The 23,595-nt window shown below is 60.9% G+C and carries 23 protein-coding genes; 13 read left to right on the top strand and 10 right to left on the bottom strand.

Translation table 11 applies throughout. The annotated features are described in order from the left end of the window. Positions 1-91 precede the first annotated feature (91 nt). A complete protein-coding gene (locus tag CKW14_RS02815) occupies positions 92-712 on the top strand; it encodes a LysE family translocator (protein WP_095124596.1) in 621 nt (206 codons plus the stop codon). Here CKW14_RS02815 and CKW14_RS02810 read toward each other — a convergent pair. Next, positions 709-1,122: a VOC family protein gene (locus CKW14_RS02810; protein WP_095047928.1), complete on the bottom strand. Its 414-nt coding sequence runs from the start codon at positions 1,120-1,122 to the stop codon at positions 709-711. The genes CKW14_RS02815 and CKW14_RS02810 overlap by 4 nt on opposite strands. A gap of 210 nt (positions 1,123-1,332) precedes the next feature. Between CKW14_RS02810 and CKW14_RS02805 the strand changes: the two genes are divergently transcribed. From CKW14_RS02805 to CKW14_RS02790, 4 genes are all read left to right on the top strand, one after another. Next, complete coding sequence (locus tag CKW14_RS02805; protein WP_095124595.1) at positions 1,333-2,415, top strand: bifunctional transcriptional activator/DNA repair enzyme AdaA; 1,083 nt, start codon at positions 1,333-1,335, stop codon at positions 2,413-2,415. 32 nt (positions 2,416-2,447) lie between these two features. Continuing rightward, positions 2,448-3,245, top strand: a complete 798-nt coding sequence (locus CKW14_RS02800) for an isocitrate lyase/phosphoenolpyruvate mutase family protein (RefSeq protein ID WP_095124594.1) — start codon at positions 2,448-2,450, stop codon at positions 3,243-3,245. Continuing rightward, positions 3,246-3,875 carry a DNA-3-methyladenine glycosylase gene (locus CKW14_RS02795; RefSeq protein WP_095124593.1) on the top strand — a complete coding sequence of 210 codons (630 nt, stop codon included), beginning with the start codon at positions 3,246-3,248 and terminating at the stop codon, positions 3,873-3,875. Positions 3,876-4,324: 449 nt separating this feature from the next. Next, positions 4,325-4,840, top strand: a complete 516-nt coding sequence (locus CKW14_RS02790; RefSeq protein ID WP_095124592.1) for a DoxX family protein — start codon at positions 4,325-4,327, stop codon at positions 4,838-4,840. A gap of 3 nt (positions 4,841-4,843) precedes the next feature. Here CKW14_RS02790 and CKW14_RS02785 read toward each other — a convergent pair whose 3' ends face one another. Continuing rightward, the gene (locus tag CKW14_RS02785) at positions 4,844-6,460 is read right to left on the bottom strand and encodes a murein L,D-transpeptidase (protein WP_095124591.1); all 1,617 of its coding nucleotides are present in this window, start codon (positions 6,458-6,460) and stop codon (positions 4,844-4,846) included. Between the two features lie 151 nt (positions 6,461-6,611). On the opposite strand from CKW14_RS02785, the gene CKW14_RS02780 reads away from it, so the two are divergent. From CKW14_RS02780 to CKW14_RS02765, 4 genes are all read left to right on the top strand, one after another. Beyond that, a complete protein-coding gene (locus tag CKW14_RS02780; RefSeq protein ID WP_095047934.1) occupies positions 6,612-7,322 on the top strand; it encodes a murein L,D-transpeptidase catalytic domain family protein in 711 nt (236 codons plus the stop codon). Between the two features lie 254 nt (positions 7,323-7,576). Then, positions 7,577-7,834, top strand: coding sequence for a DUF2790 domain-containing protein (locus CKW14_RS02775; RefSeq protein ID WP_064389346.1), 258 nt, complete (start codon positions 7,577-7,579; stop codon positions 7,832-7,834). Positions 7,835-7,843: 9 nt separating this feature from the next. Then, a complete protein-coding gene (locus tag CKW14_RS02770; RefSeq protein ID WP_007918415.1) occupies positions 7,844-8,515 on the top strand; it encodes a heavy metal response regulator transcription factor in 672 nt (223 codons plus the stop codon). Next, positions 8,512-9,927 carry a heavy metal sensor histidine kinase gene (locus CKW14_RS02765; protein ID WP_095124590.1) on the top strand — a complete coding sequence of 472 codons (1,416 nt, stop codon included), beginning with the start codon at positions 8,512-8,514 and terminating at the stop codon, positions 9,925-9,927. Before CKW14_RS02770 ends, CKW14_RS02765 begins: the two co-directional genes overlap by 4 nt. Positions 9,928-9,955: 28 nt before the next feature. Here CKW14_RS02765 and CKW14_RS02760 read toward each other — a convergent pair whose 3' ends face one another. Beyond that, entirely contained in the window at positions 9,956-11,368 is a 1,413-nt protein-coding gene (locus tag CKW14_RS02760; protein ID WP_095124589.1) for an MFS transporter, read from the bottom strand. Between the two features lie 103 nt (positions 11,369-11,471). On the opposite strand from CKW14_RS02760, the gene CKW14_RS02755 reads away from it, so the two are divergent. Next, positions 11,472-12,359 carry a LysR family transcriptional regulator gene (locus tag CKW14_RS02755; RefSeq protein ID WP_095124588.1) on the top strand — a complete coding sequence of 296 codons (888 nt, stop codon included), beginning with the start codon at positions 11,472-11,474 and terminating at the stop codon, positions 12,357-12,359. Here CKW14_RS02755 and CKW14_RS02750 read toward each other — a convergent pair. After that, complete coding sequence (locus tag CKW14_RS02750; protein WP_034155563.1) at positions 12,356-12,976, bottom strand: cell wall hydrolase; 621 nt, start codon at positions 12,974-12,976, stop codon at positions 12,356-12,358. The two genes, CKW14_RS02755 and CKW14_RS02750, sit on opposite strands and share 4 nt — an antisense overlap. Before the next feature lie 199 nt (positions 12,977-13,175). On the opposite strand from CKW14_RS02750, the gene CKW14_RS02745 reads away from it, so the two are divergent. Further along, on the top strand, positions 13,176-14,027 hold the full coding sequence (locus tag CKW14_RS02745; protein WP_095124587.1) for a CAP domain-containing protein: 852 nt from the start codon (positions 13,176-13,178) through the stop codon (positions 14,025-14,027). A 184-nt stretch (positions 14,028-14,211) separates the two neighbouring features. Here the strand turns inward: CKW14_RS02745 and CKW14_RS02740 are convergent, their stop codons facing one another. The 4 genes from CKW14_RS02740 to CKW14_RS02725 form a co-directional block, all read right to left on the bottom strand. Continuing rightward, positions 14,212-14,367 carry a DUF2474 family protein gene (locus tag CKW14_RS02740; protein ID WP_095118385.1) on the bottom strand — a complete coding sequence of 52 codons (156 nt, stop codon included), beginning with the start codon at positions 14,365-14,367 and terminating at the stop codon, positions 14,212-14,214. Beyond that, positions 14,354-15,370: a cytochrome d ubiquinol oxidase subunit II gene (cydB, locus tag CKW14_RS02735; protein ID WP_095124586.1), complete on the bottom strand. Its 1,017-nt coding sequence runs from the start codon at positions 15,368-15,370 to the stop codon at positions 14,354-14,356. The genes CKW14_RS02740 and cydB overlap by 14 nt, the downstream gene beginning before the upstream one ends. 3 nt (positions 15,371-15,373) lie before the next feature. Further along, the gene (locus tag CKW14_RS02730) at positions 15,374-16,777 is read right to left on the bottom strand and encodes a cytochrome ubiquinol oxidase subunit I (RefSeq protein ID WP_095124706.1); all 1,404 of its coding nucleotides are present in this window, start codon (positions 16,775-16,777) and stop codon (positions 15,374-15,376) included. 106 nt (positions 16,778-16,883) lie between these two features. Continuing rightward, positions 16,884-19,208, bottom strand: a complete 2,325-nt coding sequence (locus tag CKW14_RS02725) for an FdhF/YdeP family oxidoreductase (RefSeq protein WP_095124585.1) — start codon at positions 19,206-19,208, stop codon at positions 16,884-16,886. A 354-nt stretch (positions 19,209-19,562) separates the two neighbouring features. Here CKW14_RS02725 and moaA point away from each other — a divergent pair, with 354 nt between their 5' ends. Together moaA and CKW14_RS02715 are read left to right on the top strand one after the other, a co-directional pair. After that, complete coding sequence (moaA, locus tag CKW14_RS02720) at positions 19,563-20,561, top strand: GTP 3',8-cyclase MoaA (RefSeq protein ID WP_095124584.1); 999 nt, start codon at positions 19,563-19,565, stop codon at positions 20,559-20,561. Positions 20,562-20,597: 36 nt separating this feature from the next. Beyond that, positions 20,598-21,494, top strand: coding sequence for a bestrophin family protein (locus tag CKW14_RS02715; protein WP_077572313.1), 897 nt, complete (start codon positions 20,598-20,600; stop codon positions 21,492-21,494). 269 nt (positions 21,495-21,763) lie between these two features. On the opposite strand, the gene glp is transcribed toward CKW14_RS02715, so the two are convergent. Further along, positions 21,764-22,969: a gephyrin-like molybdotransferase Glp gene (gene glp, locus CKW14_RS02710; RefSeq protein WP_095124583.1), complete on the bottom strand. Its 1,206-nt coding sequence runs from the start codon at positions 22,967-22,969 to the stop codon at positions 21,764-21,766. Continuing rightward, positions 22,966-23,505, bottom strand: coding sequence for a molybdenum cofactor biosynthesis protein B (gene moaB, locus CKW14_RS02705; protein WP_095124582.1), 540 nt, complete (start codon positions 23,503-23,505; stop codon positions 22,966-22,968). The genes glp and moaB overlap by 4 nt, the downstream gene beginning before the upstream one ends. Positions 23,506-23,595 lie beyond the last annotated feature (90 nt).

Raw genomic sequence — 23,595 nt, 5'->3', positions numbered from 1 at the left:
GCGCTGTACCCCGACAGCGCCGCGTGACTGTATGGGTCTGAGCGCCCGGAGGCTGTGCTAAAAATATCGCTCTCGTTTCTGGAGTGCCGTCATGGATCTCGCCACGCTCATCCTGTTTCTTCCGGCCTGCTTCGCCCTGAACATGGCCCCCGGGCCAAACAATCTGCTGTCGGTCAGCAACGCCACGCGTTATGGCTTTCGCCGCGCCTGCACGGCGGGCATCGGACGGATTCTGGCGTTCGCCGGGATGATCGCACTGGCCGGTGCCGGTCTCTCAGTGGTGTTGCAGACTTCGGAATGGTTGTTCCATGCGATCAAGATCGTCGGCGCGGCGTATCTGTTGTACCTGGCCTGGCAATTGTGGCGGGCCAATCCCGAGGCCGAGCAGCAAGTAACAGGCGGGACCGTTGGCTTCTTTGCTTTAGCACGACAGGAGTTTCTGGTGGCGGCGGGCAATCCGAAGGCGATTTTGCTGTTCACCGCGTTTCTGCCGCAATTCGTCGACCCGGCGCGCCCGGTGGCGGCGCAATTCGCCGTACTCGGCGTGCTGTTCCTTTTATTGGAGTGGATCGCCATCAGCGCCTACGCCTGGATGGGCCTGCACATGCGCCGCTGGTTCGCCGAGCCGCGCGGCAAACGAATCTTCAATCGTTGCTGCGCAGGCCTGCTGTCGGCGGCGGCTTCGGTGCTGTTGATGGCCAAACGCGCTTAAGCCTCGGACGGGCCTTTGAGTTCGACCTGATTGCCGTCCGGGTCGAAGCAGTACAGCGACAGCCCTTTGCCCTCGGCGCCGAAGCGTGACTCGGCTTTGGCCACGCTCAAGCCGAAGGATTGCAAGTGCGCGCGCAGTGCTTCTTCGTCGAACGGCTCGATGCGCAGGCAGAAGTGATCGACGTTACGCCGTTCGCTGCCGGCCGCCCCGCCGCCCTTGCGGCCGAGTTCGCCTTGCAGGTCGACGAGGTCGATCATCGACGTGCCGGCGCGCAGGTGTATCAGGCCCAACGGTTCGTTGCGCTTGACCACTTCGGCACCGAACACCTGGCTGTAGAAGTCGATGCTGCGCGGCAGGTCCGCGACGCGCAGGACGATGTGATCGATATGCTGGATGGAAAACGGATGCATCGGACACACCTCAACAAACGGTAGGAGCTGCCGATAGCGGCGATCTGGGATTTTGGGACGCGGAGCGTCCCGGGCTGCATTCCCACGCAGAGCGTGGGAACGATCAAGATCGCAGCCTGTGGCAGCTCCTACACGGTAGTTCAGAGGGGTTGAAAATTCACTGTCGATTTTTCGGTGGAGCCATCGACAAACTGGTTTTACTCTCAGCCCATGAACATACAAACCGCTGTCCTGCCGCCCCACGCCGAGATGGTTCGCGCCATGCTCGAACGCGACACTGCCTACGAGGGCGTGTTCTTCACGGCCGTGAAAACCACCGGGATCTTCTGCCGCCCCAGTTGCACGGCGCGCAAACCGAAACCGGAGAACGTCGAGTTCTTCGCCCACGCCGACGACTGCCTGTCGGCGGGCTATCGCGCCTGCCTGCGCTGCAAACCACTGGATGCCGCAGCCATCGCCCCGGACTGGGTGCAACGGCTGCTCAACGCCGTGGACGCCGATCCGGAGGTGCGCTGGAGCGACGCACAATTGCTCGCTGAAGGCATCGAACCGCTGAAGCTGCGGCGCTGGTTCAAGCAGCATTTCGGCATGACCTTCCATGCGTGGCTGCGCACGCGCCGCTTGGGCATGGCGCTGGGCGGGATCAAGCAAGGCATCTCGATTGATCACGCCGCGTTTGATTCGGGTTATGAATCGCTCAGCGGTTTTCGCGATGCCTTTCAGAAGTCCTTCCACATCACCCCGGGCCGCGCCGGACACAGCGAGCCGCTGCTGTTCACCCGGTTGACCACGCCACTGGGGCCGATGATTGCCATGGCCGAACGCCGTGGCCTGGTGTTGCTGGAGTTTCTTGATCGCCCGGCACTGACCCGCGAAGTCGAGGAATTGCAGAACCGCTACGGTTACGCGGTGGCGCCGGGGCACAACGCGCATTTGCAGCAGATCGAGGCGCAACTGGCGCAGTATTTCGCCGGCCAGCTGAATACCTTTACCGTGCCATTGCACCTGCCCGGCAGCGAGTTCGCCCGGCAGGTCTGGTCGGCGCTGCTGCAAATCCCTTACGGCCACACCAGCACCTACGGCGCCATCGCCGCCGGTTTGGGCAAACCCGGCGCCAGTCGCGCGGTCGGCCTGGCCAACGGGCACAATCGGCTGTCGATTGTGGTGCCTTGTCATCGCGTGATCGGCGCGGATGGCTCGCTGACCGGCTATGGTGGTGGGCAGCCGCGCAAAGCGTTTCTGCTGCGACTGGAAAACGCCGCCGTGCAGCTCACGCAACCCCTGGCATTCTGACGGATCGAATCAACTGACAAGAAGGATTTTTGATGAACGCGCTCGCTACGCAGTTTCACCAGTTGCACCAGCAAGGCCTGTTGATGCTGACCAACGTCGGCGACGCCACCGGCGCGCGACTGGTCGAGCACCTGGGCGGTAAAGCCGTGGCCACCAGCAGCGCCGCAGTGGCCTGGGCCCACGGCTACCCGGACGGCAACGCTCTGCCCCTCGAACGGCTGGTGTCGACGGTAGAAGCCATCGCCCGGGTGATCAGCGTGCCGTTGACCGTGGACGTCGAGGCCGGTTATTCCGACGACCTCGGGCGCGTGGCGGAAGTGTTGGATGCGGTGATTGCGGCGGGTGCTGTTGGCATCAATATCGAGGACGGTTCTGCGGATCCGGAGTTGCTCGCGCGCAAGATCGAAGTGGCACGTCAGGTGGCCAACAAGCGCGAGGTGCAGCTGTTCATCAATGCGCGCACCGACGTCTATCTGAAAAGCCTGGTTCCGGCCGAAGATCGCGTCGCCGAAACCCTGCGTCGCGCTGCGTTATATCAAGCGGCCGGTGCCGATGGCCTGTTCGCGGCGGGCGTCACGAGTGCCTATGAAATCGAGGCAATCTGCAAGGGCACGGCGCTGCCGGTCAACGTGCTTGGCTTCGCGTGTTTGCCGTCGACTGAAGAGCTGCTGGCGCTGGGCGTACGCCGCTTGAGCGCCGGCTCCGGCATTGCCGAATTCCTCTATGGCGCGATGGGCGGGCTGGTGAAAAGCTTTCTGGCCAGCGGCAAACTCGACAGCCATGAACTCAAGGCGTTCACCTACGGCGAAGTCAACGGCTTGCTGAAATAAATGGCTGACGACTATCAAGCGGCCAGCGCGTTTCTGGCCGCGCTTGATCCGCACTGGCGGCGCCATATCGAAGCGGTCGGCCCGTGCCTGCATCAACCGCATCCGGCGCGTGATCCGTACGAGTCATTGGTGCGGGCGATTGCTTATCAGCAGCTGCATGCCAAGGCCGGCGATGCGATTGTCGGGCGCTTGGTGGGATTGTTTCCCGGTCAGACGTTTCCTCGTCCCGAGCAGATTCTGGCGACGGAGTTTGATCGCATGCGCGGTTGCGGGTTTTCGGCGAGCAAGATTGCGACGATTCAGGGGATTGCTCAGGCGACGCTGGCGGGTGTGGTGCCGGATTACGCTACGGCGCTGGCGATGGATGACGAGGCGTTGATCGAGCGTTTGGTCAGTTTGCGCGGGGTCGGTCGCTGGACGATGGAGATGTTGCTGATCTACAGCCTGGAGCGCATGGATATTTTGCCGGCGGATGACTTTGGTGTGCGCGAGGGGTATCGGCGATTGAAGGGGTTGGAGGTGCAGCCTACGCGTAGGCAGATGGTTGAGATCGGGTTGGCTTGGCGGCCGTATCGGACGGTGGCGGCGTGGTATTTGTGGCGGGTGCCTAAACCGTTGCCCTCACCCTAGCCCTCTCCCAGAGGTAGAGGTGACTGATTGGGGGATATTGGAGATTTACACCGACCTGAAATAGCATCTGTGAATCCACGATCGACAAGACTTCTCAAACCTATAATCGACTGCCCTCACTAGCTCTCTCCCAGAGGCAAAGAGGACTGATTGGGGAAGATGGGAGATTTTACGCCGACCTGAAATAGCGTCTGTGAATCCATGATCGCCAAAACTTAGATCCATAATCGACCGGATTTCTCAGGTCGATGGATGACGCAAGACAACTCGGTCAGCCCCCTCTCCCCCCGTGAGAGGGCTGGGGTGAGGGGCCTTTGACTGTATCGCACTGTATATCCCGAAGCCGCAGACACACCAAAAGCACAATCCCCACACCGTCGACACACACCCGATACACCCCAACGCTGAAATGCCCCGGTCGATTTCACTCAACTCACCGGAGCTGCATCATGACCGCCACCCTTTCAACCGCCATCAAAACCCTGCACCTGAACCTCGACCGCGCCGGCACCTGGCTCGCCCCTCTGACCCTGCGCCTGTTCATCGCCTGGGAATTCTTCGAATCCGGGCTGGAGAAACTCAACGGGCAGAACTGGTTCGAAGACATCCAGGACAGATTCCCCTTCCCATTCGATCAACTGCCGGCAACGCTGAACTGGGAACTGTCGATGTGGGCCGAACTGATCTGCGCACTGGCGATTCTGCTTGGCTTCGGCACGCGCATTTCGGCGGTTTCGCTGATCGTGGTCACCGTCGTGGCGACCGCCGCCGTGCACTGGCCCGCAGACTGGTCGTCACTGAGCGAACTGGCGCAGGGGTATGCGATCACCAACAAAGGCTTCGGCAACTTCAAGCTGCCGGCGATTTACCTGGCCGCGCTACTGCCGCTGGTGCTCGCCGGGGCGGGCAAGTTGAGTGTCGATGCGTGGCTGGCGCGGGTGTTCTGGAACCGAAGCACCCGCTGAGGCTCAGTGCGCTCGATCAAGCCCCACCAGCAACGCGCTATCGCGACTGTAGATGTCCGGTGAGTAGCGCACGCGGCCGCTGCTGTCGACCTGGGCCGTCCAGTAGGTCATCAGGATCGGCACCGGTGCCGACAAGCGAAATTCGTGAGTGGTGCCGGTGGCCAGCAAGGTTTCGGTGCGGGCCTTTTCCGCCGGGGTGAGCAGCAGATCACGCAGTTGCATTGGGTGTTCGACCCGCACGCAACCGGAGCTGAAAGCGCGTGGTCCTTTTTCGAACAGCGCCTTGCTTGGCGTGTCGTGCAGGTACACCGAGAACGGGTTGGGGAAGCGGATGACCATTTGCCCCAACGGATTACGCGGCCCGGCGTCCTGACGCAGCATGATGTTGCCGGGGTTGTCCCAATCGATGTCCGCCGCCGCCAGCGGCTGCCCGTTGGCGTCGAGCACTTGCAGGTTCTGCCGGCTGAGGAAGGTCTGGTCCTTGCGGATTTCCGGCAGCTTGTCTTCTTTCCAGATGGTCGGCGGCACGGTCCAGGTCGGGTTCAGGGTCAGGCGTGTCACCCGCGATTTCAGCAGCGGCGTCTGGCGTTCGGCGCGGCCCACCTGAGTGCGCGTCTGCCACACCGGTACGCCGCCCTGATACAGCGTCAGTTCCGCGGCGGCGACGTTGACCAGCAAGCCATCGGGCTCCATGTCCTGAGCCATCCAGCGGAAACGTTCGAGGTTGACCCGCAACTGCTCGCGACGGGTCAGCGGACTGATGTTGAGTTCGGCAATCGTGCCCGGCCCGACTACACCGTCAGCCTGCAGCGAATGGTTGGCCTGAAAACTCTTCACGGCGTCGACCAGCACGCCGTCATAAGCATTGCCGGGCGTACCAACGACCTGAGTCAGATAACCTTCGTTGTAAAGACGCTGGGCCAGTTCCGGCACGCGTTTGTCTTCCATGGCCGGGCGCAACAGCGGCCCGCTGCCCACCGACTGCCATTGCGGCAAGGCTTTGAGCCGTTGCGCAGCGTAGAGCTGACGCAGGTCCTGATATTGCGCCAGGCGCGGTCGGGCCAGTTCGAACGCGGCGGGAATGTCGTGCATGCCCGGTACCGCGATGGCCAACAATTCCGCCTGACGGTCGCGTGGGGTGGCGTCGGCATGCCACAGCGGTTCGAAGTGTGATTGCAGCAGGCTTCCGTAATGCAGATCCTGCAGGGCCTGGAGGTAGTTGCGGCTGATGTCGATGTCGGCACACAACTCGCCATCCTGCGGCGCTGTGGTCGCGATCGGATAGCGTTTTGGATTGAGGCCATCATCGGCCAACAACTGTAATTGCGCCTGCAACATCGGCAATCGCGCAGATTCACTCGCCCACACCGGCATCCAGTCCTGCTGCTGATAGAAGGCCTGCAATTGCGTCAGCGCCGGGCCATTGAGATGTGCGGCAATCGCCGGGCATGACTGCGCCAGACTGATCAAAACTGCCTGCAAGGGACTTTGCGGCTCGACCGGCATTTCTGCCGGTGGCGTCGGCAGTGTTTCCAGCGGCGGCAGCGGCTCATCGGCACAAGCGACAAACGGCGCAGCGAGCAAACAAATGCTCAAGTAGCATGCGTACTTTTTGAACAACTGCTTTACTCCAATCCATGGCCGTCCAGATGATGGCCAACCTTACATCAGGTGCGCTTGAGAGTCAGGCTCGATCGACGGGCTTGCGGGTATTGACTGGGAGTCAGGAGCCAAAGTGCCAAATAAGTAGCAAGTGAGGACACTTTATAAAATGTTGACGTTTTTGCGCCGACTTCTGTTGACTGCCACCGCTCTCGTCGTGACCAGTCCAGTTTTTGCCGCCGGCAAACCATCGCCGGTTCTCTACACCAGCCTCGCGCACGCCGCGCCAGAACTCAATCCCCAAGCGCTGAAAGGTGCGTTGAACGCCATGCAGTGCGCGGTCAACAACGGTGCGAAACCGTCCCGCCATCTGGCGATCATCGACTATTCGCAGCCATCCACCGAACGCCGTCTGTGGATCTTCGACCTCAACAAAAAGAAACTGGTGCTGCGCGATCTGGTTGCCCACGGCTCCAACTCCGGGGAAAACTTCGCTACGCAGTTTTCCAATGTCGAAGGCAGTTACCAGTCGAGCCTTGGCCTGTTCCGCACGCAGGAAAGCTACAGCGGCACCCACGGTTATTCGCTGCGCATGGACGGTCTGGAGCCGGGTTTCAATGACATGGCCCGCGATCGCGCGATCGTCATTCACGCCGCCAGTTATGTGAATCCGTTGTGGAGCAAGAAACAGGGGCGCATCGGCCGCAGCCAGGGCTGCCCAGCGGTTCGGCCACAGATCGCCAAGCAGGTGATCGACCGGTTGAAGAATGGCCAGTTCATGTTTTCGTGGTACCCGGATCAGCGCTGGCTGAAGTCGTCGCCGTACCTGAACTGCCAGCCGCAGCAGGTGGCGAGCATCCTCAACACCCACGCGAGCTGACGGCACAACCTGTAACCCTGTGGGAGCTGGCTTGCCAGCGATAGCGGTGGATCAGTCAATGAAATTTTGACTGTGCAGGCCTCATCGCTGGCAAGCCAGCTCCCACGAGGATTTGAGTTGAGTCTGGAAAATCTTCGTACACCGTTTCATTACAACTTTGTCATTCAGCTGTCGGTTTGCCGTGCGGATCGCTCGGTAGCCTGAAGTTGTCCCGGCGCCAATGCCGATCAACTCCGACCACTGAGTGACTGACCATGAAAACCCTTCTGCTCGCCTTCACCGCCCTCCTCGCCACCGGCAGCGCGTTCGCCGCGAACATGCCCGACACCGCCGTGATTCATGACAAATCCGGTTTCTACGTCAATCTGGATGTCGACAAAGTCCTGTCCAGCACCGATATTTCACAAGCGTGTGGCGTGGTCCCGGCGCAATTGAATTACCTCGACCATCAGGGCCGCGAACATGTGCTGGACTATCAGGTACAAGGCAGCGGCTGCATCAATGACCATTGAGACTGATCGATGAATATTCTGGTTGTCGAAGACGAACCCAAGGCCGGCAATTACCTGCTCAACGGTTTGCAGGAACTGGGTTACAGCGTCAGCCTCGCCCGTGACGGCGCCGACGGCCTGCACCTGGCGCTGGAACACAGTTTCGATGTGATCGTGCTCGATGTGATGATGCCGAAAATGGATGGCTGGGAAGTCCTGCGCCGGCTGCGCAAGGAAGCTGATACGCCGGTGCTGTTCCTCACCGCCCGCGACGATATCGCTGACCGCGTCAAAGGCCTCGAACTAGGTGCTGATGATTACCTGATCAAGCCGTTTTCCTTCGCCGAACTGGTGGCGCGCCTGCGCACCCTGACGCGGCGCGGGCCGATCCATGAAGACGAACAATTGCAAGTCGCCGACCTGCAGATCGACGTGCTCAAACGCCGCGTAAGCCGCGCCGGGGTGCGCATCACCCTGACCAACAAAGAGTTCGCGTTGCTGCAGTTGTTCGCCACTCATACCGGCCAGGTTCTCGCCCGTTCGCTGATTGCTTCACGGGTGTGGGACATGAATTTCGACAGCGACACCAACGTGGTTGATGTCGCGGTGCGCCGCTTGCGGGCGAAGATCGATGACCCGTTCCAGCTCAAGCTGATCCATAGCGTGCGTGGCATCGGCTATCGCTTCGATACGCAACCATGAGCGCCCATCGCCCGTATTCCCTGACACTGCGCCTGGCGCTGGTGTTTGCCCTGCTCGCGTTCGCCTCGCTGGCCGGCCTCGGCGCCGCGCTGTACGGCGAACTCGAAGCGCAACTGATTCGCCGCGACGACATCTCACTGGTCAGCCGCGTCGATCAGTTGCGCACCTTTCTCAATGACAGCAACACCCTCGAATTGATCAAGAACAAACCGGCGTTGTTCCAGAACATGCTTGGTAATCGCGAAGCGTTGCTGACCATTGGCTCGCCGGGGCAACCGCCGCTGCTGGTGGTCAATCCGGGCAATCTGAGCACGCCTACGTTGCCGCCGGTGCCCAGCGACCAGCCGATGACGCTCAAGGACGTGCAGCACTTGCCGAGCGTCGACGGCGTGCCGTTTTCGGCGGTGGCGGCGAGTATCGATTCCGGCGAACTGGGCAACTTGCAAGTCACCACCGGGCGTTTGATGAGCGAGCGCACGGCGATGCTCGCCAACTACCGCTTGAGTGTTTATGGCCTCGCCTCGCTGGCGGCACTGTTGCTGGCAGTGGTGGGCTGCCTGCTGGTGTATCGCGGTTTATTGCCGTTGCGGCGACTGGCGAAACACGCGCATGGCATTGGTGTCGGCAACCTTGGCGAACGCCTTGCCAGCAGCGGTGCACCACGAGAATTGCAGCCGATGATCGAAGCCTTCAATGCCATGCTCGACCGCCTCGCCAAGGGCTTTACGCAGTTGAGTCAGGTGTCCACCGACATGGCCCATGAGTTGCGCACGCCGATCAACAACCTGCTCGGCGAAACCCAGGTCGCGCTGCAGCAGAACCGTAGCATTGAGGCCTATCAGCAGTTGCTCGCCTCTAACGTCGAAGAGCTTGAGCGGCTGACGCGGATGCTCGACAACATGCTGTTCCTCGCCCGCACCGATCCGGCCAGTGCGCTGAGCCAGCGCCAGGAGCTGGACGCGGCGGATGAGATGCAGCGCATTGCCGATTATTTTGAAGGATTGGCGGCTGATGTCGGGGTGTACATTGAGGCTCGTGGTAGCGGTGTGATCTGGGCCGAACCGATGCTGCTGCGCCGTGCGCTAGCCAACCTGTGCGCCAATGCGATCAAGTACGGTGCGGCGGATTCGACGGTGCAGGTGGAAGCGATTGCCGAGTTGGATGGCAGTTATCTGCGGGTACGCAATCAGGGCACAACCATTGCCCCTGAACATTTGGCGCGGCTGTTCGAGCGTTTTTACCGCGTCGATCAGTCACGCGAGCGCTCAGCGCAATCCAATGGTTTGGGCTTGTCAATCGTCGCGACCATCATGCAGTTGCATCAGGGCCGCTATAGCGTCAGCAGTGCCGATGGCATCACCTGCTTCGAACTGTTCTTCCCCGCCCGGCAAGACAGCACAAATCCCCTGTAGGAGTGAGCCTGCTCGCGATAGCGGTGGTTCAGCCAACATCCTCATTAACTGACACACCGCTATCGCGAGCAGGCTCACTCCTACAGTTGAACTGCGCTCGGCTTATGATCAAAGCCATAGCCATCAATGCCACCGCGACGCCAAAAGTGATGTGCAAGCCGCTGGCAATGGCGGTTGCAGGGGCCTGAGTCGGATCGCCCGCCGCCAGCGCAAACACTGCACCCATCACAGCCGCCCCGGTGATCAACCCCAGATTACGTGCCAATCCAAGCATCGCCGAAACCACACCGCGTTGCTCCTGACGAACTCCGGCCATCAACCCGGTGTTGTTCGCCGCCTGAAACAGCGCATAGCCGACGGCGACCACTGCAATCGACAGCAAATAGGCGGGCAACCCCAGACTCATCGGCAACAGCGCCAACAAGCCACAACCGCAGGCCATGGCGAGTAACGCGCCCGGCACGATGCGCCGCGCGCCGAAGCGGTCCACCAGACGCCCGGCCGGCACACCGCCAAACGCAGACAACAACGGCCCGAGCGATAACGCTAAGCCGACCACTGCACTGCTGAGGCCCAATCCGCGACTCAGGTAAAACGGTCCCACCACCAGCGTGGTCATCATCACGGTCGTCACCAGCAAGGTCAGCGCCAGGCTGCTGCTCAATCGCCGGTCAGCGAACAGTGACAAGCGTATCAGCGGCGCCTTGGCCTTCTTCTCGATCATGAAGAACAAGCCCGCGCCGCCCAAGCTGGCCAGCAGCAACGGCAACATGAAACCTTCCTGCGTCATTGCCAGCGCATAGGCCGCCAGCGTGAAGACCAGCACCGCGCTGCCAGAATAATCGAACGTCACTCGCGGCCCTGCTGCGCGATCCACCGGCAGAAAGCGATACACCAGCCAGACATTGAGCAAGCCCAGCGGCACGTTGAGCAGGAAAATCGCCTGCCAGCCGACATGCGTCATCAACAACCCACCCAGCGACGGCCCAAGACTGGTGCCCGTCGCCGACATCGTCGCCAGCAAGCCCATCGCACTGCCTGCCCGCGTCTTCGGCACCGCATCGGCCACCAACGCCACTGTCAAAGCGAACATGATCGCCGCGCCGACGCCTTGCACCGCCCGTGCGCCGATCAGCCAACCCAGTCCGGGAGCCAGCGCACAGGCCAACGAAGCGCTGGTGAAAATGCCGATCCCGATCAACAGCAGTCGACGTCGACCAAAACCATCGCCCAGACGCCCGACGCTGACGATCAACGTGGTGATCGCCAACAGGTAAGCGAGCACGATCCATTGCACCTGTTGAAACGTCGCCTCGAACGCCGTCGCGAGGATCGGCAAGCCGGCGTTGGCGATGCTGGTGTCCAGGGAAGGCATCAACATCGACAAGGCCAGACTGGTCAGCGCCCAGCGGGCGGGAGGGCTCAGAGGTTCTTGGGGCATAGCAGGCTCACAGTGCAAAGGTGATGCGTCAAAGCCTGAGCCTCGACAACACACGGCGCAAGACGCATGCTTTGCACTCAATACCTGCATGGAACGCCATGTTATGACCACCCCGGATCTGAACCTGCTGATCACCCTCGACGTGTTACTGCGCGAAGGCAGCGTCGCCCGCGCCGCCAAATGCCTGCGGTTGAGCCCGTCGGCCATGAGTCGCGCCCTCGCCCGTTTGCGCGAAACCACCGGGGATCCCTTGCTGGTGCGAGCAGGTCGTGGCCTGGTGCCAACGCCGCGCGCACTCGAATTGCGCGAGCGGGTCAGTCATCTGGTGCAGGAAGCCGAGGCGGTTTTACGCCCTGCCGAGGTGCTCGACCCGCGCCGCTTGCAACGCACCTTCACCCTGCGCAACACCGACGGCTTTGTTGAAACCTTCGCCGCTGCCCTGCTCGCGCGTATCGCTGCAGAAGCGCCCGATGTACGCCTGCGCTTTGTGCAAAAAGCCGACAAGGACAGCACGCCGCTGCGCGAAGGCCGCGTCGATCTGGAAACCGGCGTGGTCGATGACAGCACCGACCCGACACTGCACAGCCGCATCCTGTTTCAGGATCAATGGATCGGTGTGGTTCGAGAGGGGCATGCCTTGCGTTCGGGAAAAATCACCAGCAGGCGCTTTGCCGGCGGCGAGCACATTCTCATTTCACGACGCGGGCGCAGCAGCGGACCAGTAGACGAAGCGTTACTCGCGCTCGGTCTGACGCGGGACATCGTCACCTCGTTCGGTGGATTCTCGGCGGCGCTGACGCTGGTGCGTGAGTCAGACCTGATCGCCACGGTCCCGCAGCGTCATACCAGCAAACTGCGCACGGGCCTGCACAGTTTCGCCCTGCCCTTCGCGATGCCGGACATCAGCGTGTCGATGCTCTGGCACCCGCGCATGGACGCTGACCCGGCGCATCGCTGGTTGCGTGATTGTGTGCGGCAGGTCTGCGCTTAGCGCGCGTCGCCGCCGGCAGGTTTGTAGAAGAGAAATTTTTTCGTTTCAGCGGTCTTGCGATATTCCTTGGCCCAGCTCGGATGCACATTGCGGTCGTGGAAATACAGCGCGCCGTTGGTGCGATCCTTGAGCTGGCGGTTCAGCGCTTTGCGGGCGATATCCTTGGCCAGCGTGTATTCGGCATCTTCCTTGACCTGATCCGGACGCCCGTCGCACCACCAGGAAAACTGGCAGCTCTTGGTTTCCGAACCTTGTTTGACGACAGCGCACACCGTGTCGGGGAAACCTTCGTGGCCGAGGCGATTCATCACCACACTGGCCACCGCTTCCATTTCCGGCGTGTCTTTGCCTTTGGCTTCCCAATAGATACTGCGCGCCAGGCAAGTGATCGGATCGTCCAGCGGCGCCGCGCCGGCCGGGTCGACCGCTTGCACTTCGGTCGGGGTGATGGCTTCGGCTTTCGGTGCCGGTGCGGCGCTAACCTTGTCCGCCGCTTTCTCTTCCAGCACTTGGGCTTTTTCTTCAGCCTTCGCTTTGATCGGGGCCTGATCGGTGGCCCATGCAGAGCCTGCCAACAGGGTGAATACGAGACAACCCGCCCAGCCTTTCAATCCCATGTCTGTTCTTCCGGCAGCGCCCGAGTCGGGCAAGGTGTTACGTCGGGGAGACACCCGTATCCCGGGGTCTTCGGTGAGTGTAGACGGCAAACCCAGAGACAAAGTTGCGCAGAAAAACCGCTGAATGAAGAAAAAAGACATTGCACTCACCGGGGGCCTTTCGCGCATCATGGGCGCATTCAGCTCAAGGGAGATTTCCATGCGCTTCATGCCATTCGTTCTGCGTCTTGCCGCTTTGTCCGTGGGCGTTATGTTTGCCATTCCGGCGCTGGCTGGCGATGAGTCGCAATTGATCGAGTCGATCAACAGCTACCGCAGCCAGCCACAGCGTTGCGGGTCGCAGGCATCGAATGAACTGCCACCGCTGTCGGCTGATCCCCGGCTGAGATTACGCGCCACCGGTGCTGTCGATCTTCAGCAAGCCATGGCCAGCGCCAGTTATCCGATGGTCAATGTGCAGGCGATCACGCTCAACGGCCCACGTGATGCGGCGTCGGCGATGCAGGCGATCAAAGAAAGTTTCTGTCAGGTGGTGCTCGATCCGCAGTTTGTCGATGTTGGTGTCAGCCGCGACGACCGTGACTGGCGCATCGTGCTGGCGCGGCCGCTGCTGTCGGCCAAGCTGGGGGATGCGCAAAGTGAAGGACAGAAGTTGCTCAGTGAACTCAACGTCGCCCGCAGTCAGGCACGACAGTGTGGGGGTCAGGCTTTTGCCGCTGCCGCACCGCTGGCCTGGAACACGACACTGGGCACGATCTCCCAGGATCACAGCCGCGACATGGCCAACAACAATTACTTCGACCACAAGGACCGCGACGGTCGCACCCCCGGCGATCGCGCGGAACTCGCCGGTTACAGCGGCCAACAGGTCGGCGAAAACATCGCCGCCGGGCAAGACACCGTGCACAAAGTCGTCGAAGGCTGGCTCGCCAGCCCCGGCCACTGCGCCAACCTGATGAACCCGCAATACCAGGAACTCGGCGCCGCCTACGCGACCGACCCGAAAAGCAGTGCCGGCATCTACTGGACCGCGATGTTCGGCGCCCAGTAACCCGCTCCCAAGTTGATCACCCTCCCCTGTGGGAGCGAGCTTGCTCGCGAAGAGGCCAGTACATTCAACATCAATGTTGTCTGACCTGACGCCTTCGCGAGCAGGCTCACTCCTACAGGGGGTAGTCAGTGACCTCAAGATCGGCGGCAATAAAAAACCGGAGCCAGGCTCCGGTTTTTTGGGGTCAGTGGGTTCTCATCCCCGCGGCATACATCGCCAGTTTCAGCACACTGGCGACAACCGCCAGCGACACCACGCTGCCCAGCCAGATCAACAACAGCCAGCCCAGACGCTTGTACCAGCGGCTGGATTTCACTTCTCGCGAATCAATGGTAGCCATCGCCAATCCTCACTTTGCCGCGGAACACGTAGTAGCTCCAGAAGGTGTACATCAGAATCACCGGCAGGATGAACAGTGCACCGATCAGCGCAAACAACTGGCTCGACGGCGGTGACGCGGCGGCCCAGATGCTTACCGACGGCGGGATGATGTTCGGCCAGATGCTCAGCGCCAGGCCGATGTAACCGAGCAGCATCAGCACCAGCGTGAACACGAACGGCCAGTGCGTATGCCGCTGACGCAACGTGCGCAAAAGCCCGAACAGCGACAGCAACGCCAACACCACCAACCCGGCAAACACCTGCAGATGCCCGTGCGTCGACCAACGCGTCGCCAGTTCTGGATGCAGTTGCAGGGTCCACACGCCAATCACCAGCACCATCGCCATCAACAGAAAGGCCAGCGGCCGGGTGAACAGGCGCATCCGCGATTCCAGCATGCCCTCGGTCTTGACCAGCAACCAGGTGCTGCCGAGCAACGCATACGCGATCACCAGGCCCACACCACACACCAGCGGAAACGGTGCCAACCAGTCCAGACCACCACCGGCAAACTGCCGATCGACCACCGGAATCCCGGACACATACGCGCCGATCACCACGCCTTGGGAGAACGTCGCCAGCAGCGAGCCACCGATAAACGCCTTGTCCCACCAATGGCGTTTTTGCGGCGACGACTTGAAGCGAAACTCGAACGCCACGCCGCGGAAAATCAAACCGCAAAGCATCAGGATCAGCGGCAGATACAACGCCTCGAGAATCACCCCGTACGCCAGCGGAAACGCGCCATACAACGCCGCGCCACCGAGCACCAACCACGTCTCGTTACCGTCCCAGACCGGCGCGACGGTGTTCATCATCACATCGCGTTCCTGCTCATCCGGGATCAGCGGAAACAGGATCCCCAGGCCCAGATCGAAGCCGTCCATGATCACGTACATCATCACCCCGAAGGCGATGATCACTCCCCAGATCAACGAGAGATCGATACCCTGAATAGCCATAACTCAATGCTCCTTCATAGGGGCGATAGCCGCCGAAATCGGTCGACGCGGCGTCTGCAATTCATCGCCCTCAGGCGGATGTTCGTGGTGCGGCTGCGGGCCTTTTTTCACCAGTTTCATCATGTAGCCGATGCCCACGCTGAACACCGTGAAATAGATCACCACGAACAGCGCCAGCGACGTACTCATCTGCGCCACCGAGTGATGCGACGCGGCATCGTGGGTGCGCAGCAAGCCATACACCACCCACGGCTGACGCCCGACTTCCGTGGTGATCCAACCGGCCAGCAGCGCAATCAAGCCGCTCGGCCCCATCAACAACACCAGACGCTGGAAGCCGCGATGCCGGTAAAGCTTGCCGCCACGGCGCAACGCCAGACCGAGCAAACCAACGAGAATCATCAACATCCCCAACCCCGCCATGACGCGAAAGCTCCAGAAAATCACGGTCGAATTCGGCCGGTCCTCTTTCGGGAAGCTCTTCAGCGCCGGGATCTGCTTGTCGAGGCTGTGGGTGAGGATCAGGCTGCCGAGATACGGAATCTCCAACGCATATTTGGTTTTCTCCGCTTCCATGTCCGGAATGCCGAACAGCACCAGCGGCGTCGGACCGTTGTCGGCGTTTTCCCAGTGGCCTTCGATGGCGGCGATCTTCGCCGGTTGATGTTCCAGCGTGTTCAAGCCATGGGCGTCACCGACCACGGCCTGGATCGGCGCAACGATCAGGGCCATCCACAACGCCATGGAGAACATCTTGCGCACCGGCGCGGTGTTGTTGCCGCGCAGCAAATGCCAGGCAGCGGACGCTCCGACAAAAAACGATGTCGCGACGAACGCGGCAATCGCCATATGCGCCAGACGGAACGGAAACGACGGGTTGAATACAATGGCCAGCCAGTCCAGTGGCATCACCCGACCGTCGACGATTTCGAAGCCCTGCGGCGTCTGCATCCAGCTGTTGGAGGCAAGAATCCAGAACGTCGAAATCAACGTGCCGATCGCCACCATCACCGTGGCGAAGAAGTGCAAGCCCCGGCCGACACGGTTCCAGCCAAACAACATCACCCCGAGGAACCCGGCCTCAAGGAAGAACGCGGTCAGCACTTCATAGGTCAGCAGCGGCCCGGTGATGCTCCCGGCAAAATCCGAGAAGCCGCTCCAGTTGGTGCCGAACTGGTACGCCATGACCAGCCCCGAAACCACGCCCATGCCAAAGTTGACCGCAAAGATCTTCGACCAGAAATGGTAGAGATCGCGGTAGGTGTCGTTGCGGGTTTTCAGCCACAGGCCTTCGAGTACCGCGAGAAAACTCGCCAGGCCAATGGTGATCGCCGGGAAAATAATGTGGAACGAAACCGTGAACGCGAATTGAATTCGCGCCAGGTCCAGTGCCTCCAGATTGAACATGATGATGTCCTCATCCAGGCTGAAAAGCGGCAGCACGAACCCGGGCCACCGCCAGACGCGAACGCCTGCAGCCAGTCAAATTGCTATGGTTTTTATAGGTTGCGGATTACGCCACCGACGACGGAATCAGGTTGCTGACCTTCGCAGCTTCGAGGCGGATCGCCACGAATTTGGACGTCGGCGTGTAGGTCCGGTCGCCGTAGCTTTCCAGCGGCACCAGCGGATTGGTCTCCGGGTAGTAAGCCGCTGCCTGCCCTGCCGGAATGTCGTAGGCGATCAAGGTAAAACCGCTGACCCGACGTTCACGTTCGTCATCCCACAGCGCCACCAGATCAACCTTCTGCCCCGGCTCGAAACCCAAGCGCTGGATGTCCTGTTCGTTGGCAAAGATCACCTCGCGCATGCCGTAAACCCCGCGATAACGGTCATCGAGGCCATACAGCGTGGTGTTGTACTGATCGTGGGAACGCATGGTTTGCAGAATCAGGTGCGGTTTCACCGGCAAGTTGCGCACGCCTTCGCTGATCAAGTGCTCGGGCAGCACGCACGGGGTGAACTGGGCCTTGCCACTTTCGGTGTTCCAGACCCGATCCGAAGCGTCGTTGCCGAGGTGGAAGCCACCCGGAATCAGCAGTTTTTCATTAAAGTTTTCGAAGCCCGGAATCACGTCGGCAATCAGGTTGCGGATGCGCCCGTAGTCGCCCACCACCCACTCCCAATCGATCGGGTGTTTGCCCAAAGTCGCGGCGGCGATCCCGGCAATGATCGCCGGCTCGGATTTCAAATGCGCCGACTTCGGTTTCAACTGACCGAACGACAAATGCACCATGCTGAAGGTGTCTTCGACGGTCACGCCTTGCGGACCTTCGGCCTGAATATCGATGTCGGTACGCCCGAGGCACGGCAGGATCAGCGCGTCGCGACCGGTGACCAGATGGCTGCGGTTCAGCTTGGTCGCGATGTGCACGGTCAGGTCGAGTTTGCGCATGGCGGCGTGGGTGCGCGGGGTGTCCGGCGTGGCTTGGGCGAAGTTGCCGCCCAGACCGATAAACACCTTGGCTTCGCCACGCTCCATGGCGCCGATCGCCATCACCGTGTTGTGCCCGTGCATGCGCGGCACGTCGAAGTTGAAGCGTTTTTCCAGCGCGTCCATCAAGTCTTTCGGCGCCAGCTCGTTGATGCCCATGGTGCGGTCGCCCTGCACGTTACTGTGTCCGCGAACCGGGGAAAGCCCGGCGCCCGGACGGCCGACGTTACCGCGCAGCAGTTGCAGGTTGATGACTTCCTGCAAGGTCGCCACGGAATGCACGTGCTGGGTCAGGCCCATGGCCCAGCACATGATCACGCTCTTGGCGCGGCCATACATGCGCGCGGCCAGTTCGATGTCATGCAACGGCACGCCAGACTGCTCGAGAATGTGCTCCCAGCTTGTCGCCTCGACTTCAGCCAGATAGCTGTCGAGCCCTGTGGTGTGCTCGGCAATGAACGCATGATCGAACACCGGTTCGCCGCCCGTGGCCTGAGCTTCGCGCTCCCACTGCAAGAGGAATTTGACCATGCCGCGAATCATCGCCATGTCGCCACCCAGCGCCGGGCGGAAGTACGCGGTGTTGGTCGCTTCCCAGCCGTTGCTGAGCATTTCGAGCGGGTTCTGCGGGTTCTGGAAACGCTCCAGGCCACGCTCTTTCAGCGGATTGATACAGACCACTTGGGCGCCGCGCTTTACCGCTTCACGCAGCGGTTCGAGCATGCGCGGGTGGTTGGTGCCGGGGTTCTGGCCGATGACGAAAATCGCGTCGGCGTGATGCAGGTCCTCGTAGACCACGGTGCCTTTACCGACGCCGAGGGTCTCGATCATGCTCACCGCACTGGCTTCGTGGCACATGTTCGAGCAGTCGGGGAAGTTGTTGGTACCGAACGCACGGACGAACAATTGATAGAGAAACGCCGCTTCATTGCTCGCACGACCGGAGGTGTAGAACTCGGCCTCGTGCGGCGACTTGAGGTTTTTCAGGTGATCGGCAATCAGCGTGAACGCGTCGTCCCAGCTGATTTCCACATAGCGGTCGACCCGCGCGTCGTAGCGCATCGGGTGGGTCAGACGACCCTGATATTCCAGCCAGTAGTCGCTCTGCTCGGCCAGGCTCGACACCGTGTACTTGTTGAAGAACGCCGGGTCGACCAAACGCCCGGTCGCTTCCCAGTTCACCGCTTTCGCGCCGTTTTCGCAGAACTTCAACATGCTCGCGCCCGGCGCTTCACCCCAGGCGCAACCCGGGCAGTCGAAGCCGCCGTTCTGGTTGGTCTTGAGCATGGCGCGGATGTTCTTCAGGGCGTTTTCACTGCCCAGCCAGGATTTGGTCAGGCTGATGACAGCGCCCCAACCGGCAGCGGCGCCTTTGTAGGGTTTGTAACGGTCGACTTGTGACATGGGACTCTCCATGACGATGCACACAGGCATGAACCTGATTCGGTTAAACAGCGACGGCCGACTTTCAAGGTTGCAAAGCGGTCGTTGGGTTTGCCGGGGCAAGGATATGAACCGTTACAAAACGTTGTCTAATCGCTATTAATGACCGCCTTATCGAAAGCATCTATCACGGCTAAAAACCCTTTATTTACGGGGCCTTGCGAAACTAACGGAGCAACTTTCCACGAAAAATAATTCATCATCGACGGCATCAATCAGCTGTTCATTAACAGTGATTGGACGCCACTGAAAGTTAGCCATAACCTGCGCTGACCGAATCCCTTCAACCGGGATTTTCATTCCTGCGAGGCTGTCATGTCAGAGCGTGTCTTGATCGATGGTTACAACCGCCGCGTCGACTATCTGCGCATGTCGGTGACCGACCGCTGCGATTTCCGCTGCGTCTATTGCATGGCCGAAGACATGCAGTTTCTGCCACGGCAGCAGGTGCTGACGCTGGAGGAAATCTACCAACTGGCACAGAGCTTTGTGGCGCTCGGCACGCGCAAGATTCGCCTCACCGGTGGCGAGCCGCTGATCCGTCCGGGCGTAGTCAAGCTGTGCGAGCAGATCGCCGCCCTGCCCGGCCTGCGCGAGTTGTGCATGACCACCAACGGCTCGCAACTGGGCAAACTCGCGGCGCCGCTGTTCGACGCCGGGGTCAAACGCCTGAATATCAGCCTCGACAGCCTTGATCCGCAGCGCTTCAAACAGATGACCCGCACCGGCGATCTGGCGCAGGTGATCAACGGCATCGATGCCGCGCGCAAGGCCGGTTTTACCCGCACTAAACTCAACGTGGTGGTGATGCAGGGCCGTAATGATCAAGAGATCAACGATCTGGTCAGCTTCGCCATTGATCGTCAGCTCGACGTCTCTTTCATCGAAGAGATGCCGCTGGGGATCATCAGCGAACACAGCCGTGCCGAGTCATTTTTCTCCAGCGCGCAGGTGCGCGAAAAAATCGCCGAGCGCTACACCCTGATCGACTCGGCGGAATCGACCCAAGGCCCGTCGCGCTACTGGCGGCTGGCCGAGGCGCCGGAGATTCGCCTGGGTTTTATCTCACCGCACAGCCACAACTTTTGTGGCACCTGCAACCGTGTGCGCCTCACCGTCGAAGGGCGCCTGCTACTGTGTCTGGGTAACGAGCATTCGGTGGATCTGAAAGCGGTGCTGCGCGCCCACCCGGGGCAACCGCAGCGGCTGGAGAAAGCCATTGTCGAGGCGATGAAACTCAAGCCGTATCGGCATAATTTCGAAGTGAACGATGATGTTCAGGTCGTGCGCTTCATGAACATGACCGGCGGCTGATCCCGCCAGTTTCATCGGTTATCGGAACCGCACAGCATGATCATCAGACCCAAGGTCAACCAGTTCGCCATTCTCTTCACCCTCAAGGGTTCGATCGCCAAGCGCATCGCCCTGCGCACGTTGATGGTCACCCTGCTGGCTTCGGCCATCGTGCTGGTGGAAATCCTCCATCCAAGCAACTTCACCAAGGTCAACGCCACGCCGTTTACGTTGCTCGGTTTGTCGCTGTCGATCTTCATGAATTTTCGCAACAACGCCTGCTATGACCGCTGGTACGAGGCGCGCAAGGCCTGGGGCGAAGTGATCGTGCACATTCGCTCGGTGATCCGTGAAACCCATGTGATTCGTGAATCGGCTGAGCGCAAGCCGTTGTTGCTCAACCTGTGCGGCTTTGCCCATGCGTTGAACGCGCGATTGCGCAAGGAAAGCGAGGCCGATGCGAGCAGCCAATGGATCATGCCGAAACCTGATCCGCAGACCCCGGACTACAGCGGACGCATTTTGCAGACGGTCGGCCAGCAGTGTTCCGATTTGCATCAGAACGGTGAACTGACTGAGTGGCGCTACATGCTGCTGGCCAATCACCTGACCAGCCTGACCCAGGCGCAAGCGGTATGTGAACGGATCAAAACCACGCCACTACCGTTTCCCTACACGCTATTGCTGCACCGGACGATTTATCTGTTCTGCATCCTGCTGCCGTTCGCCATGGCGGAACCGCTGGGCTGGCTGACGCCGCTGTTCACGGCGATAGTCAGCTACACGTTTTTTGGCCTCGATGCGATTGCCGATGAACTGGAAGACCCGTTTGGCCGCGACGAAAACGACCTGCCGACCGATGCGCTGGTGCGCACCATCGAACGCGATATCCTCAGCGAACTGGGCGCAGACGTACCGCCGGCGCTGAAGCCGGTGGACTATGTGCTGAGCTGATCCTTCTCTCCAGACACCCCGAAACCCTGTGGGAGCGAGCCTGCTCGCGATGGCGCCGGTGCAGTCAACATCTTCGTCGACTGACCCTCCGTCATCGCGAGCAGGCTCACTCCTACAGGTTTTGCATTCACACCCGAGTATTGATGAGCGCCAAATCCATTGTGGGAGCGAGCCTGCTCGCGAAGGGGCCCTATCAGCCAAAATCGATGTTGACTGACACTTCGCATTCGCGAGCAGGCTCGCTCCCACAGTTTTGATTGGTGGTGAGGTCAGAAGAGTTCGTTGAAGGGAATAAAGCGCAGCGGATCGCCGAGGTTGTGCGTGCTGTGCTCGGGGATTTCCACCAGGCCGTCGGCCCAGGTGGCGCCGAGCAGGACGCCGGAGCTTTGATTGGGATAAAGCACTGCGTGCCCTGCTTCCAGCTTCACCCGCAGGTATTCACGACGGCTGCCAGCCTTGTGCCAATCGAAGCCCGCGTTGACCGTAAAACTCAGCGGCGTGACGTCTTCGACACCTTGTACGCGCAGCAGATACGGCCGCGCCAACAACCCGAACGTCACCAGCGCCGACGCCGGATTGCCCGGCAAACCAATCACCGGCACCGTGCCGAAATGCCCAACCGTCAGCGGTTTGCCAGGCTTGATCGCGAGTTTCCACAACAGCGGTTTGCCGTTGTCGCGCAGCACCTGCCCCAGGCAATCGGCATCGCCGGCAGACACGCCGCCCGTGGTCAGAATCAGATCCGCGCTCACTTGCAGTTGCTCAAGTTTGAGCCGCGTCTGCGCCGGGCGATCCGGGAGGATGCCGGCGTCGATCACCTCGCAGCCCAACTCCCGCAACCAGTGGCCGAGCAATACGCGGTTGCTGTTGTAGATGCTGCCGGGGCGCAGCGGCTGGCCCGGTTCGACCAGTTCATCACCGGTCGACAGCAACGCCACACGCGGGCGACGCACCACGTGCAGTTGCGCCAGCCCTTGCCCGGCGGCGACCGCCAGTTCGAACGGCCCCAGGCGTTTGCCGGCGCGCAGCAGGATATCGCCCACGCGATTTTCCTGACCTTGTGCGCGAATGTTCTGCCCCGCTTTCAGTGGCTGCAAGAAGCGCACGCGGCCATCCTCCAGCACTTCGACGTTCTCCTGCATCTCGACGCAGGTGGCGCCGGGCGGCAGCGGTGCGCCGGTAAAGATCCGTGCACAGGTGCCGGGCAGCAACGTGTCCGGCGCCAGCCCGGCGTAAACCTTCTGTGAGACCTGCAGCGGCTGTCGGTGCAGATCGGCGAGATTGAGCGCGTAACCGTCCATGGCGCTGTTCGGCCACGGCGGCAGGTCGAGTGTCGCCACCAGATCACTGGCCAGCACCCGCCCACACGCATCGTCGAGCGCCAGCAGTTCGCTGTCGGCCAGACGTTGCTCATTGGCCATGTCGAGCAACTGGTCGAGTGCGTCCTCGACCGGCATCAACGGTGCCCGGCTCATCCGCGAGTGCCGCAGGCCTGCACGGCTTTCAGGTGCGGAACGAAGTTGCACGGGCGATGACGGTTATCCAGCTGCTCGGCAAGAATGCCTTCCCACGCCGTACGGCAAGCACCGGTCGAACCTGGCAGACAGCACACCAGCGTGCCGTTAGACAGCCCGGCCAGCGCGCGGCTTTGCACGGTGGACGTACCGATATCCAGAATCGAGATCGCGCGAAACAGTTCGCCAAAACCATCAATCTGCTTATCGAACAAGCAAGCCACCGCTTCCGGTGTACTGTCGCGACCGGTGAACCCGGTGCCGCCGGTGATCAGCACCACTTGAATACCTTCGTCGGCAATCCAGTTCGCTACCTGAGCGCGGATCTTGTACAGATCGTCCTTGAGCAAGTTGCGCTCGCTCAACGTGTGCCCTGCTTCCAGTAACCGACTGACCAGCAATTGGCCCGAGGTATCGCTGGCGTAATCGCGCGTATCGCTGACCGTCAGTACGGCAATATTCAGGGGGACAAACAGGGCATCGGCTTTGGCGCTCATGGCAGTTCTCCGGCAGCAGTCAATCAACATTGCCGAGCAGCCTAAGTGCCACTTATGAGTACTGTCTAATCACTCTGGCCAACCACATTA

The organism is Pseudomonas sp. Irchel s3a12 (assembly GCF_900187485.1).
Taxonomy (GTDB): domain Bacteria; phylum Pseudomonadota; class Gammaproteobacteria; order Pseudomonadales; family Pseudomonadaceae; genus Aquipseudomonas; species Aquipseudomonas neuropathica.
The sequence above is the reverse complement of the archived record's forward strand: the minus strand, read 5'-3'. Positions and strand labels throughout refer to the sequence as shown.

Coding starts and splice junctions, on each gene's coding strand:
- CKW14_RS02740 (WP_095118385.1), bottom strand. CDS start 14,367: ATGGCTACCATTGATTCGCGAGAAGTGAAATCCAGCCGCTGGTACAAG.
- CKW14_RS02745 (WP_095124587.1), top strand. CDS start 13,176: ATGCGCTTCATGCCATTCGTTCTGCGTCTTGCCGCTTTGTCCGTGGGC.
- CKW14_RS02760 (WP_095124589.1), bottom strand. CDS start 11,368: ATGCCCCAAGAACCTCTGAGCCCTCCCGCCCGCTGGGCGCTGACCAGT.
- CKW14_RS02725 (WP_095124585.1), bottom strand. CDS start 19,208: ATGTCACAAGTCGACCGTTACAAACCCTACAAAGGCGCCGCTGCCGGT.
- CKW14_RS02715 (WP_077572313.1), top strand. CDS start 20,598: ATGATCATCAGACCCAAGGTCAACCAGTTCGCCATTCTCTTCACCCTC.
- CKW14_RS02775 (WP_064389346.1), top strand. CDS start 7,577: ATGAAAACCCTTCTGCTCGCCTTCACCGCCCTCCTCGCCACCGGCAGC.
- CKW14_RS02790 (WP_095124592.1), top strand. CDS start 4,325: ATGACCGCCACCCTTTCAACCGCCATCAAAACCCTGCACCTGAACCTC.
- CKW14_RS02810 (WP_095047928.1), bottom strand. CDS start 1,122: ATGCATCCGTTTTCCATCCAGCATATCGATCACATCGTCCTGCGCGTC.
- CKW14_RS02750 (WP_034155563.1), bottom strand. CDS start 12,976: ATGGGATTGAAAGGCTGGGCGGGTTGTCTCGTATTCACCCTGTTGGCA.
- glp (WP_095124583.1), bottom strand. CDS start 22,969: ATGAGCCGGGCACCGTTGATGCCGGTCGAGGACGCACTCGACCAGTTG.
- CKW14_RS02765 (WP_095124590.1), top strand. CDS start 8,512: ATGAGCGCCCATCGCCCGTATTCCCTGACACTGCGCCTGGCGCTGGTG.
- CKW14_RS02730 (WP_095124706.1), bottom strand. CDS start 16,777: ATGTTCAATCTGGAGGCACTGGACCTGGCGCGAATTCAATTCGCGTTC.
- CKW14_RS02805 (WP_095124595.1), top strand. CDS start 1,333: ATGAACATACAAACCGCTGTCCTGCCGCCCCACGCCGAGATGGTTCGC.
- CKW14_RS02780 (WP_095047934.1), top strand. CDS start 6,612: ATGTTGACGTTTTTGCGCCGACTTCTGTTGACTGCCACCGCTCTCGTC.
- CKW14_RS02800 (WP_095124594.1), top strand. CDS start 2,448: ATGAACGCGCTCGCTACGCAGTTTCACCAGTTGCACCAGCAAGGCCTG.
- moaB (WP_095124582.1), bottom strand. CDS start 23,505: ATGAGCGCCAAAGCCGATGCCCTGTTTGTCCCCCTGAATATTGCCGTA.
- CKW14_RS02795 (WP_095124593.1), top strand. CDS start 3,246: ATGGCTGACGACTATCAAGCGGCCAGCGCGTTTCTGGCCGCGCTTGAT.
- CKW14_RS02755 (WP_095124588.1), top strand. CDS start 11,472: ATGACCACCCCGGATCTGAACCTGCTGATCACCCTCGACGTGTTACTG.
- CKW14_RS02815 (WP_095124596.1), top strand. CDS start 92: ATGGATCTCGCCACGCTCATCCTGTTTCTTCCGGCCTGCTTCGCCCTG.
- CKW14_RS02770 (WP_007918415.1), top strand. CDS start 7,844: ATGAATATTCTGGTTGTCGAAGACGAACCCAAGGCCGGCAATTACCTG.
- moaA (WP_095124584.1), top strand. CDS start 19,563: ATGTCAGAGCGTGTCTTGATCGATGGTTACAACCGCCGCGTCGACTAT.
- cydB (WP_095124586.1), bottom strand. CDS start 15,370: ATGGCTATTCAGGGTATCGATCTCTCGTTGATCTGGGGAGTGATCATC.